7 protein-coding genes are annotated in these 12,822 nt (G+C 70.1%); all 7 read right to left on the reverse strand.

Annotated elements, in window-relative coordinates; translation table 11 throughout:
- A complete protein-coding gene (locus tag ACTWP6_RS16310) occupies nt 1–3,216 on the reverse strand; it encodes an arabinosyltransferase domain-containing protein (protein WP_443188240.1) in 3,216 nt (1,071 codons plus the stop codon).
- Between the two features lie 116 nt (nt 3,217–3,332).
- Nucleotides 3,333–6,587 carry an arabinosyltransferase domain-containing protein gene (locus ACTWP6_RS16315; RefSeq protein ID WP_443188235.1) on the reverse strand — a complete coding sequence of 1,085 codons (3,255 nt, stop codon included), beginning with the start codon at nt 6,585–6,587 and terminating at the stop codon, nt 3,333–3,335.
- A 4-nt stretch (nt 6,588–6,591) separates the two neighbouring features.
- Nucleotides 6,592–8,442, reverse strand: a complete 1,851-nt coding sequence (locus ACTWP6_RS16320) for a galactan 5-O-arabinofuranosyltransferase (protein ID WP_443188236.1) — start codon at nt 8,440–8,442, stop codon at nt 6,592–6,594.
- A gap of 61 nt (nt 8,443–8,503) precedes the next feature.
- Entirely contained in the window at nt 8,504–9,286 is a 783-nt protein-coding gene (locus ACTWP6_RS16325; RefSeq protein ID WP_260755800.1) for a decaprenylphospho-beta-D-erythro-pentofuranosid-2-ulose 2-reductase, read from the reverse strand.
- Nucleotides 9,287–10,669, reverse strand: a complete 1,383-nt coding sequence (locus tag ACTWP6_RS16330; RefSeq protein WP_443188237.1) for an FAD-binding protein — start codon at nt 10,667–10,669, stop codon at nt 9,287–9,289.
- A gap of 61 nt (nt 10,670–10,730) precedes the next feature.
- Nucleotides 10,731–11,132, reverse strand: coding sequence for a GtrA family protein (locus ACTWP6_RS16335; protein WP_260757849.1), 402 nt, complete (start codon nt 11,130–11,132; stop codon nt 10,731–10,733).
- Between the two features lie 106 nt (nt 11,133–11,238).
- Entirely contained in the window at nt 11,239–12,663 is a 1,425-nt protein-coding gene (gene pdxR, locus ACTWP6_RS16340) for a MocR-like pyridoxine biosynthesis transcription factor PdxR (protein WP_443188238.1), read from the reverse strand.
- Nucleotides 12,664–12,822: the final 159 nt, after the last annotated feature.

Consider the following 12,822-nt stretch of genomic DNA (forward strand, 5'->3'; position numbering starts at 1 on the left):
TCACGGGAGCGCCCTGATCGGTCCGCCACGGTTCCAGCCGAACACTCGCGTCGACCCCTCCTCGATCACGGCGTCGGGCGCCTCGTCGGACGGCACCACCCGCAGGTAGCGCTCCAGCGAACCCCAGTCCCGATACCAGTCCCCACGCAGGTAGGTCGGAATGGCTTCGGTGCGCAGCAGCGCCTGGATGAACAGGAACGGACCGCCGTCCTGCGCGGCCTGCCACTGGTTGGACGACACGATGATCTGCTTGAAGTTGGGCATGATCCGGTACTCGGGCAGTTCGGCGACCCCGAGGCGTTCGGCGAACGGCCGCTGGCACGGGAAGTGCGCTGCGGTGGCGATGTCCATCAGCACCGGGGTGTCGCGGCCCAGGAACTCCTGCGCGGTCTGCAGCACCGGCACCCGCGGCGGGGTGAACGCGAACCACTGGTCCTCGGACAGGTTCGGGTCGTCGGCGACGATGCGGGCCACGTTGGCCTCCGGCGGCGCCCACTCCAGCGGGAACCGCAGGTTGCGCCACGCCTTCTGGACGAAGATGTCGATCGGCTGCACCTCGCCGAGCTCCTGGTAGGAGCCGTCGGGCCGGTGCACGCCCCACTGGAGCTTCAGCGACTGCCCGTAGTTGAACGAGCCGTCCTCGTTGTAGTACCAGATCGCGCCCGCCGCGGCGACGCTCACCAGCGGCCGGTCCGGCGTACGGGGCGGCAGCTGGTACCACGCCGAGGTGGCCTTCGCCGCCACCCCGGCCTGATCTGAGCCGGGCTCGGCGAAACTGCCCATGACCGGGGTGGTGGCCGGGTCGAGCCCGAACGGCAGGAACACCCGGGATCCGTTGACGCCCTCGGGCCCGTAGCCGCCTCCGGTGCCGGCCGCGTAGCCCACCCCGATGTTGGGTTTGTCGACGGGACCGTCCGAGTTGACCGTGCCGGGGTTGGCCGCGACAGGTTCGGCCGGCTCGAGAGTGTCGCTGACGCCGTTGGGGGTGAAGGCCACCGGGTCCTCGCCGCCGAGCGGGCCGTACTCGCCGAACCGCTGGCCCGGCACCGGCTCGAGCATGCCCGCGTTCGTGTCGGCCTCGACCAGGACGTCGTCGGCCATGGCGCAGGAGGCGTCGCTCAGGCCCGACCGCAACGCCGAGATGTTGGCCGCTCCGGTGGTGTAGACGGGATAGCGGCCCACGGTGGCCTTGACCATCGAGCCCAATTCGAGGATCACCATGATCACCGCGACCACCAGCAGCGGCGACGACGCCAGCGCCCGGTTGCGGCCGGTGTCGGCGACCTGGGTGTGCCCGGCGTAGTCGATCCGGAAGTGCAGCCAGGCCGCCAGCAGTCCGCCGGCGATGGCCAGCACCAGAAAGATCGTCGTCACCGGGTAGCCGACGATCACCGGCTGCTTGTCGAACCACGGCACCCCGTAGTTGCCGACATAGAACCAGCCGTTGATCCCGGAGGTCGCCCATGCCAGCACGAACAGCAGCGCGGTCACGTACAGCGCCAGATTGCGGCGGCTGTGCAGGCCGACCCGGGCCAACGCGAACGCGGTGACCGCGCCGAGCGCGCCGGCCAGACCGGCGAACACACCGAACTGCACCGCCCACTTCGTCGGCGTCAGCGTCAGCAGCAGCAGGCCGATCGCGGTGGTGCCGGTCAGCCGCCACACCGGGGCGTTGACCGCGCCGGGCAGGCTGCCGCGCCGCAGCAGCACCACGAACAGGCCGACCACGCACAGCAGCAGGATCAGTACCGAGAAGCGGCGCGTCAGCGACCCGTCGACGCTTTCCTCGACGGTGAGGAAGTAGTAGCGCAGAAACTCCTGGTACCAGGGCAGTGTGGGACCGACGACGTACTTGATGCGCACCGATTCGGCGACGGTGGCCAGGGTCTGATCCCGGAACACGACGACGAAGATCAGCGAGGCAGCGCCGGCCAGCGGCGCCAGCTGGGCCGCCAGACCGTCGACCGGGCGTCGGGCGGCGACGATGCGCGTGACCCCGCGGGCCCCGACCAGCAGCGGCGCGAGCGCGACCAGGCCTTGCGGGGCCAGTGTCACCGAGAACACCGCGACCACGATCGCCAGCGCGTAGGGCCACAGCCGGCGCGTCGCCAGCGTCGTCTCGGTCAGCATCCAGATCGCGACCACGCCGAACGCGATCAGCGGCTCGGGACGCAACCCGTTGTTGAACGGCAGCCACGCGGCCAGGAACACCGCGCCGGCGGTGAGCACCGCCACCCGATTGGCGGCCAGCCGGTGGCCGAGCCGCGGCAGCACGCAGCGGCTGACGATCAGCCAGGTGCCGATCGCCGCGGCGGTGGCCGGCAGCCGTAACCACACGCCGGCGGTGCTGATCGACGCCAGCTGGGCCAGCACGCTCTGGTACCAGTCGAACGGGGCTTCCGAGGCGCCGAAGTACCGGTAGTAGTTGGTGATGTAGCCGGCCTCCCCGGACACCCGGGCGATGGTGGTGTTGTAGCCGTCATCGGAGGACAGTGCGCCCACGACGTGCCAGATCAGCAGGCTGCCGATCACGGCCGCGTCGGTGAGCCAGGTCCACAGCCCGGCGCGGCGGCGCCGGCCGAGCCCGCGCGGGATCCGCCGGCCCGACGTCCGGTCCAGCACCGCGAGCGCGACGATCGACGCGATCACGCACAGCACCCCGAGCACCATCACGGCGAGCTTGAGAGTCGTCGGGGTGCTGATGAAGCGGGTGTCGACGTCGATGCGGGCACGGATGCCGGAATCCGGGCCCGTTTCCAGGTCGGTGAACACGCCGGAGACCTGGGGTCGCTTGTCCGGCGCCAGGGTGCCCGTCGCACCCGGGATCCCGACGAAATCGGCGCCGACGGCACCCACGTCCGCCCAGATGCGCAGCTCGCTGCAGGCGCCGGAGTCCACCGCCTCACGCGGGGCGACCGCGGCGACGGTGTCGCGGAAGGCGACGTAGACGACGTCGGGATTGGCGCGCACGAACAGCCCGTTGCGGCCGGCGTCGATGCCGCCGGCGGGGTTCGTGGAGAACACCACGCCGTCGTCCTCGGGCAGGGTCGCGACCGCCGCGCACGGGATGGTGACCTCCAGTGCGCGCGGCGCGCCGGACACCAGGGGCGCGGTGACGTCGCGGACGAAGCCGTCCGCGTCGACGGCCTGCGGCCACAGGATCGTCGCCGTGGACTGCTGCACCGGCAGCAGCGGAGTGAGCCCGCACAGGAGCATTCCGAGAAGCCCCGTAAGAACGGCGACGACGCGGGCGGACGGGGCAGGCACGAGGCTCGATGGTAGCGAAGTTCTTGTGCACGGAACGTCGGCGTGCCCGGGGGGCGGCCGAGTCGTCAGCTCAAACGCAGCGGCGCCGGGCTCCACAGCCCGCTGCGCTCGGTTGTCCCGAGGTCAAGCCGGGCCGGCTCGGCGTCCGGGTAGAAAGGCAGCAGTCGCTGCAGCGCGCCCCAGTCGCGGAACCAGTCGTACTTCAGATAGGTCGGGACCGTCACCGGGCGCACCAGCAGCTCGATGATGCCTAGCGGGCCACCGCCGAGGTAGTCCATCACCGGCGAGTTGGCCTCGGCGCCGAACCGGTCGGGCAGGATCCGCCACTTCGGGACCTCGATGACGCCGTTGCGGTGCCCGAACGGGCGCTGGCACGGGAACGCCAGGCCCACCAGCCAGTCGAGCATCACCGGGTCGCTTGAGCCGACCACGTCCTGCAGGGTGCGCAGCTGGGGGATACGCGGCGGGGTGATCGCGATCCAGTGCTCGGGGCTGAGGTCGTCGTCACTGGCCACCAACCGGATCTGGGTGGCCTCGGCCGGGATCGCCGACAGTGGCGCGCGCAGGTTGCGCCAAGCCGGGGCGGCCCCGACGTCGCCGAACTCGATGCTGCCACCGGGCTCGCCGTCCGGGCCGGCCCACTGCACCACGACCTCGCCGGAGTCAAAGCGTCCCGCGGCGGCCACCACCAGCAGCGAGTCGGAGCGGTCCCGGTCGCTCCAACCGGTCGGCAGCTGGTACCAGGCCGAGCGCAGGAACGCGGGCTGCTGCGTGCCGCTGCGCCAGCTGCCGAGCACCGGGGTGCGGGCGGGGTCGAGACCGAACGGCAGCCGGGCGCGCGAGCCGTTGACGCCTGCGGCGGCGGTGGTGCCGCCCTCGGTGCCGGCTTCGCTGCCGGTGTCGCCGCTGGTGTTGTCGGTGTCGGCGAAGTTGGTCGCCCCGGGCTGTTCCATGACCGGGTCGGCGGACAGGTCGGATGGAACACCGTTGGGGCTGAAGCCCTCCGAGGTCACCTCGCCGAGTGCGTCGCCGACCGGGACGCCGATGGGCGCGAGCAAACCGGTGTTGACGTCCTCTTCGACCAGGACGTCCTCGGCCATGCCGCAGGTCTTGCCTGTCAGCGCCTGCAGGTTGGATCGGCCCACGGTCCACGCCGGGTACTGGCCCAGCATCGCCACCGTCAGAGAGATCACCTCGAAGGTGACCAGCGCCCAGGTGGCGATCGCCAACGGCGCCTGGGCGATTCGCTTCCAGCGCGGCGGGGTTGCGCCGGAAGGTGGCACGTCGCGACCCGAGAAGTGCAGCCAGGCAGCGACCAGCAGTGCCAGCACGGACAGCCCCAGCAGAATCGTGGTGAAGCCGAACTTCCACTCCGGGAACGCATTCGACCAGGGCACCCCGAAGTTGGAGACGTACCACCAGCCGTTGACGGTCGCGAACGACAGTGCGGTCAGGAACAGCACCGCGGCGGTGAAGATCGCGCGGTTGCGCGGCGAGCGCATCGCGGCGGCCGAGATCGCCACCGCGGCCAGCGCTCCGAGCGAACCGGCCAGCCCGGCGAACACCCCGAAGTGGTGGGTCCACTTGGTGGGAGTGAACATCATGGCCAGGAACGAGATCACGGTGATGCCGATGATGCGACGGCTCGGCCCGGCCGCGGTGCCCGGGATCCGGCCCTTGCGCAACGTCATCGCGACGGCGACCACCAGCGCCAGCAGCAGCGTGAGCACCGCGAAGCGGCGCGCCACCGAGCCGTCGGGGCTGGTGGTGAACAACCGCGAGTAGCGGATGTGCTCGTCGAACCAGGCCAGGCTCGGGCCGACAGCCGACTTGAAGCTGCTGGCCTGAAGTTCGGAGGCCAGGGTCTGGTCACGGAAGATCAAGAAGATCGTGACCGAGCCGGCCGCCGCGATCGGGGCCAGCAGCGCCCAGTAGCCGAAGCGCGAGACATGCGCGGCCACAATGGTTTTCAGCGGACCGATGGCGACCAGAAGCGCGCCGACCGCGGCGATGCCGGTGGGGCCGGAGAACAGGGTCAGCGCGCCGATGATGATCGCGACGGCCACCGGCAGCAGTCGGCTGGTCGCCACGCCCCGCTCGACCGAGCACCAGGTCAGCAGAATCCCGAGCGCGATGATCGGCTCCGGGCGCAGGCCGTTGTTCAGCGGCAGCCAGAACGCCAGGAACAGGCCTGCGGCCGTCCACGCGGCGGCGCGGCTGTGCTTGGCCGCCGAACCGAGTCGGGGGATGACCTCACGGCTGATCACCCACCAGCACGCCAGCGCGATCAGCAGGGTCGGCAACCGCATCCACACGCTGGCGGTGGACACATGCGCCCACAGCGCGAGCAGGTCGTAGTACCAGCCGAACGGCGCCTCGGGGGTGCCGAACCACCGGTAGTAGTTGGCCATGTAGCCGGCGTCCTCTGAGACGCGGGCCATCGTCAGGATGTAGCCGTCGTCGGCGGTGTTGGCGCCGACGAAATGCCACCACACCAACACGGCCGCGACCAACCCGTCCAGCGGGGACATCGACCACCAGCGCGGCGGCAGGAACCGCTTGTGCCTGCGGCCGTCGGCGCTGTCGAGCACGTGCAACGCGCCCAGGGACACCACGGTCATCGCCACCCCGATGATCATCGCGAGCAGCTTCAGCAGCGTCGGTGAGGTGCTGTAGCGGGTGTCGACGGTCGCGGAGAACTGCAGGCCGGGCGGGGCGGGACCGGACAGGTCGGTGAACACGCCGACGATCTGCGGACGGAAGTCATAGCCGCCGCGCTCGCCGCGCAGTGGTTGGGCGGGCTCGGCCGGGGCGGCCGGGTCGGGTTCGGCCTGCAGGCCTACGAACTCCCCGGTGACCTTGTCGGCGTGCGCGGTGAAACGCAGCTCCTGACAGTCTGGGCTGAGCACCTGGTCCAACGGCGCGCTGACCACGGGCGTGTTGCGGACGATGACGAGGAGGTCGTTGTTGACGCGCTCGATGAGCAGACCGCGGTCAACGGCGTTGGGCGCCTGCTTGGGAACCGTGGACAGCAGCACGTTGCGGCCGGGTCGGTCCAGCCCCGCCGCGGCGCTGCACGGGACGGTGATCTCCAAGTCGGTGGCGACGTAGCCGATCAGCGGGGCGTTGACGCTCTGCACCACGCCGTTCTGCGGCCAGTTGAGCTGCGCGATGGTCTGGTTGACCGGAAGCAGCGGGGTGACGACGGCGAGCAGCGTGCCCAGCAGGCCCGCCACGATCGCAACGAGGCGCGCGGTGCGGTGGTTACGTACCGGCGCCTGCTGCGTCGGCTCTGCCGACCGAACTGGCTGTGGCACCACGGGGCTAGATCGTAGAGGGCTTGCGGATGGCCAGCACAAACGGCCCGACGGTGGACACGTCGAAGCGCGGATCGTCGAACAGCGCGTCGTCGAGGGCGACGTGATAGCGCCGCACGTTCGGCTGGTTGGGGTAGACGTCCTCGGCCAGCCGCAGCGTGTAGGTGTCGTTGGCGCCGCGGCGCATCAGAAACACCGACGGCGGTTCCCACGGCATGCTGTCGAGCGCGTCGACGAACTGGTCGGCGTCGGTCAGCATTCTCCAGCCCTCGATCGCGCCGGCGCGCTGGTCGAACTGCGCCAGCGGGTTGGCGTAGTGCGACGTCAACGCCTGGAAGCCGTAGTAGGGGTAGTAGGACAGGAAGCTGTAGTCGGCGGTCAGCACCACGGTCTCGTTGCGGGGCCTGCCGGTCACCTCCAGGATGCGGGCGTCGACCTCCCGGTAGTACTGCTCGGCGCCGGGCGGACGGCGATCGGCACGCTCGCCGTAGCCGTCGGTGTCGGTGTAGGCGACGACGATGTCAGGGCGCAGCACGTCGGGGATGTCCTGGCTGAACGTCACCGCGCCGAGGGCGCCGACGGCGGTGGCGACGGCCACCACCCTGGGCGCGTTGCCCGGCCGGACTCGGGCCGCCGCGGCGCGGGTCATCTCCAGGAACCCGAACGCCCCGGCGGCGGCCAGCAGGATCGTCAGTGCCGGCTGCAGCCGGAACGACAGCAGCGTGGTGCCCAGCAGGGTGGTCAGCATCGACAGCAGAGACCAGGCGTAGACGGTCAGCACGGCGATGGCCAGCGCACCTCCCCGAGTCGAGGTCCGCGCGCGGATCACCAGCCACACCGTGCCGAGCAGGCACAGCGCACCCAGCAGGGTGAACTGCAGCATCGGGAAGGACAGCTCGGCGCCGTCCTTGGGCAGGTAGTGCTGCGCGGTGCCGGTCTCGGCCGGGGTGCCGCGGGCGGCCGCCAGAAGGTAGGGGCCCCAGCCGATGAGCGCGATCAGACCGGAGATCACCGCGATCACGAGCAGTCGTAGCAGCGGATCCCAGTGCCGGCGAGTGACGGCCAACAGCACCGCCATCACCGTCAGCGTGAACGCCGCGTAGGCCAGCAGCAGCGTGTAGAACAGCCCGGTCACGCCCAGGAAGATTCCGGTTCCGACGACGGCGGCCCAACCCCCGTTGCGTGTCCGGCCTCTCAGGCCGGACCAGGCCAGCACGAACACCGGTGGCAGCAGAACAGCGACGATCGCGGCGTAGGGCTCGGCCGGTGAATAGGCCAGTGCCGCCGCGGCCGTCGCGGTGGAGACGACGAGCGCGTACTCGAACCGCACCATCGCCGCCCACAGCACCAGCGCGAGCACGATCGCGACGGTGATCGAGATGATCGACCAAGGTTTGAACATCTCCCACGCCGGCGTCCCGGTCAGCGCCGCCAGCCGGCCGCCGAGCCAGAACCAGCCGGGCGGGTAAAACGGCGGCAGCCCGATGTAGGTCATGTCGTTCAGTGCCGCCTGGTCGGCGAAGCGGGTCAGATACTCGGTGCGGAACTGCTGGTCGACGCTGATGCCGAACAGGTACAGCCTGGTGGCGCCCAGTGGCATGGCCAAGGTCACCACCGAGAACGCGGCTAGGAACACCACCGCGGCGAGCCGGGCCACGGTGTGCCGGCCGCGGCGCCACAGCAGCCCGGCGGCGAACAGGCCGACCAGGCAGCCGACCTGCCCGACGGTGGTGAGCGCGTGCAGCTGGTTCGACGAGTTGTAGGCGGGCCATTCGACACGCGCGATGGCGACCAGACTGACGACCGCGACCACGACGGCGACGCCGGTGGCGATCACCATCTGGGCGGCCGTTCTCATCGGCGCGGCCGAGAGGACACCTGCGTTCGTATCCGGGGTCGCTTCGCTCCTGGCCACCGGATCAGAGGGGAAGCTTGCGGAAGACCGGGCGCGGGATGTGGCGCAGCACCATCATCACGTAGCGGAACACCCCGGGCGCCCAGATCAGATCCTTGCCCCTGTTCGACGCCGTGACCGCCAGCTCGGCCACGTCCTCCTTGTCGACGGTGAAGGGGGCCTCCTTGGCGCCGGTGGCCTTCCAGTGCTCGATCGTCGTCGTCGTGCGCACCTGCCCAGGCCGGATCACCAGGACGCGGACTCCGTACTCGCGCAACGCCTCTCCGAGACCGAGGTAGAACCCGTCCAGGCCGGCCTTGGTGGAGCCGTACACGAAGTTGGAGCGGCGGACGCGTTCCCCGGCCGCCGAGCTCATCGCGATGATGCGTCCGGACCCCTGTGCGCGCATCTTCTCGCCGAGCAGCACCCCGACCGATACCGCGGCGGTGTAGTTGATCCCGGCGATCTGCACGGCCTTGCGCTGGTTCTGCCAGAGCTCCTCGGCGTCACCGAGCAGGCCGAACGCGACGACGGCGACATCGACATCACCGTCGGCGAAGGCGGCGTCGATCACCGCGGGGTGGCTGTCGGTGTCCAGCGCGTCGAAGTCGATCCAGTCGACGGCCCTGGCACCCGCGGCCCGCAGCGCTGCGATGGCGACGTCCCTGCGCGGGTGGCCGGGCAGGTCGGCCAGGATCACCCGCGCCGGGGCGTTGCGCAGATACCGCTCGCCGATCGCCAGGGCGATCTCGGACGTGCCACCCAGAAGCAGGATCGTCTGCGGGTTGCCGGTCGCATCGAAAACCATCTAGAGGAGCTCCAGTCGTCGGGCCATGTCGGAGGCGAACACCCCGTCGGGATCGACCTTGCGGCGCAAGGCGATCCACTCGTCGATGCGGGGATACATGGCGTGGAAAATCTCGGCGGTGGTGCGAGAGTCCTTGGCGGTATAGAGCCGGCCGCCGAACTCGAGCACCCGCCGGTCGAGCCCGTTGAGGAACTCGTTGAGGCCGGCGGTGATCGGGAAGTCGACGCACACGTTCCAGCCGGGAATCGGGAAACTCAGCGGCGCTTGGTTTCCCGGGCCGAAGAGCTTGAACACGTTGAGGAACGAGTGGAACCCGGAGCGCTGGATGTCTACCAGGATCGCCTTGAACTCCTCGACGGCGTCGGTGGGTACCACGAACTGGTACTGCGCGAAACCCGAAGGGCCGTAAGCCCGGTTCCACTCTCCGAACATGTCGAGCGGGTGGTAGAACTGCGTCAGGTTCTGCACCTTGCCCCGGTAGGTGCCCGACTTGCGGTACCAGAGTTCACCGATCGGCACGAACGTGTACTTGTTGGCCAGCCCGTTGGGAAACAGGTCGGGAAGCGTCAGCAGTTGCGGCGCATCGAACTTCAGCGGGTTCTTCTGCAGTTTTTTCGGCAGCTGGTCGAGGGTGGCCAGGGATCCGCGCGAGATCGCGGCGCGGCCCAGCTTCGGCGGCGGGCTGATCGCGTCGAACCATGCGCTGGAGTAGGTGTAGTTGGCCTCGGTGCCGTCGCTGTGGAACGCGATGGTCTCGTCGAGGCTGTGGGTGACGTCGCCGTCGGCGATGAAGTAGGCCGTCTCGGTGGGCGTCATCGCGATGGTGGCGCGCAGGATGATTCCGGTCAGCCCGTTGCCGCCGACCGTGGCCCAGAACACATCGGCGTGCGGCCCGTCCGGGGTCACGGTGCGGACCTGACCGTCGGCGGTCAGCAGGTCCATCGAGCGCACGTGGTTGCCGAAGCTGCCGGCGCTGTGGTGGTTCTTGCCGTGGATGTCGCAGGCGATGGCGCCGCCGACGGTGACCTGCCGGGTGCCGGGCAGCACCGGCACCCACAGCCCGAGCGGCAGCGCGGCGCGCATCAACTGGTCGAGGTTCACCCCGGCGTCCACGTCGACGAGGTGGCTGTCGGCATCCATGGAGTGGATCCGGTTGAGCGCGTTCATGTCGATGACGAGCCCGCCGCCGTTCTGGGCGTTGTCGCCGTAGGACCGGCCCAGCCCGCGGGCCAGCACGCCCCTGCCGGGGTGCTCGGCGGCGCGCGCGACGGCCTTGGCGATCACCTCGGGATCCGGTGTCGACAGCACCTGGGCCACCGACGGGGCGGTGCGGCCCCAGCCGGTCAACCGCTTGGCGGTGGTCGGAAACTCCGTGCTCAACATCGTCACAGAGGGTACCGCGACGGCCGCGATGGTCCGCGCAGCGCGAGGGTTTCCCCGGTCGCTAGGCCCCTGCCAACCGGAAGATCACGGCGCGCTGCACGATGAAGTTGATCACCGTCGCCGTGCCCTGGGCGATGACGAACGCGACCGGAACCCGCCAGGGCTGATCCTCGAACTCCATGTAGAAGACGTAGTTGATGCCGACCTGCACGGCGTAGGTGAGGGCGTAGAGCACGCACACCGCGATGAACCGAGCCTTGCTGGGCGGCGCCTGGAACGTCCAGCGCCGGTTGATCAGGTACGCGGTGGTGGTGCCTGCGATGAAACTGAGGGTCTTGGCGATGTTCACGTGCAGCCCGGCGGCCAGCAGCGCCACGTACAGGCCGAAGTCCACGACCGCCGACAACCCGCCGGTCACGAGAAATCGCCAGATCTGCGTCTTCAGGCTCAGCTGAGGTGACATCGGGGGCTCGGCCACCCGGGCAGCTTACGACCACCCGGCGAACTCGCATTCCACGCGGCCGTTCTCCCGGAGTTTCCGCGCTGCGCGCAATCTCGGCGCGTGCGGGCTACAGCCCGGCGGCGCGCAGCACCTCGCACAGCGCCTCGACCGCCGCCGGAAACGCATGGTCGGCCGGGGCGGCGAAGCCGACGACCAACCCGTCGCGTTCCCGCAACCCGGGCCCGGCCAGCGGATGGCGCATGAGCGACAGCCCCGACACCGCGATACCCGCATCACCGGCGCGGCGGAGAACTTCCGGCTCGGCGCCGTCGGGCAGCGTCACGAGCAGATTCACTCCGGCGGCCAGTCCGCCGACCTCGACGTGCAACGGTGCCAGAGCCGAGACCAGCGCGTCACGGCGGCGCCGGTAGCGCATCCGCATGCGCCGGATGTGCCGGTCGTAGCAGCCCCGCGCGATGAAGTCGGCGAGGGTCAGCTGGTTGATCGCGTCGACGTAGAACTGCTGGCCGCCCCCGGCGGCCACCGTGGCGTCGACGAGTCCGTCGGGCAACGCCATCCATCCCAGCCGCAGGGCCTGGGACAGGCTTTTGCTCGTCGACCCGAGGTAAGCCACCCGGTCGGGGCGCAACGCCTGCAGCGCTCCGACGGGCTGCCGGTCGTAGCGGAACTCGCCGTCGTAGTCGTCGTCGAGGACGAATCCCCCTGTGCGCTGTGCCCATTCGACGACGGAGGTGCGCCGGGTGGCGTGCAGCGACATTCCCAGCGGATTGTGGTGGGCGGGGGTCAGCAGCACCGCGGGGACCCTGAGAGTGTCGAGTTCCCCCACAACAGCGCCCTTTTCGTCGACGCCGATGGGGACCGTGGCGGCGCCGGCGGCCTCGATGGCGTCCCGGAACAGGTGCAGGCCGTAGCCCTCGACCGCGAGCGGGCCGCCCAGCACGCGGACCAGCAGTTCCACACCGTGGCGGACGCCCGCGCAGATCACGATGGACTCCGCGGTGGTGCGCACCCCGCGGGCACGGGTGAGGTATTCGGCCAGCGCCGAACGTAATTCGGGCCTGCCGCGCGGGTCTCCCATGCGTAGGGCCTCGGACGGGGCGGCGGTCAGCGCCCGGCGCGTGCTGGCCAGCCACTGGCTGCGGGGAAACTGCGCGACGTCAGGCGAACCGGGCATCAGGTTGTGCGTCGGGGCCACCGGTGCGCCGCGGGGCCGGGTCGGCGGCGCCGCGGGGGTGTGGGTGTGGGTGTGGGGGTGGTCGATGACCCACGTCCCCGCCCCCTGGCGTGAGGCCAGCCACCCCTCGGCGACCAGGTCGGCGTAGGCCTCGGCGACGGTGTTGCGCGACAGGCCCAGGTCGGCGGCCAAAGCCCGCGACGGCGGCAGCCTCGTGGCCGGTGCCAATCGGCCCGAGCGGGCCGCGTCGCGCAGGGCGGTGGTGAGCGCATCCCTGGCGCCTCGGGCTCCGGGGACCAGGGCCTCGCGCAGGTCCAGGTGGAGATCCCGACTGCCACGATTGGCCCACGAACTCATGCCTGAATTGAACCATCTTCGTAGTCCATTCGGCCTTAGCCTCGATCCACCGATGTATCGGCTGGTCGCAGGGTGTCGGAATGAGGAAAGTGCCCTTTGAACTGGGAAGATTGGTGTTCTCTACGCACTAATCAGTCCAGGTCAGAAAGGCACTTCCGG

Source organism: Mycobacterium sp. 4D054, assembly GCF_052245755.1.
Lineage (GTDB): Bacteria > Actinomycetota > Actinomycetes > Mycobacteriales > Mycobacteriaceae > Mycobacterium.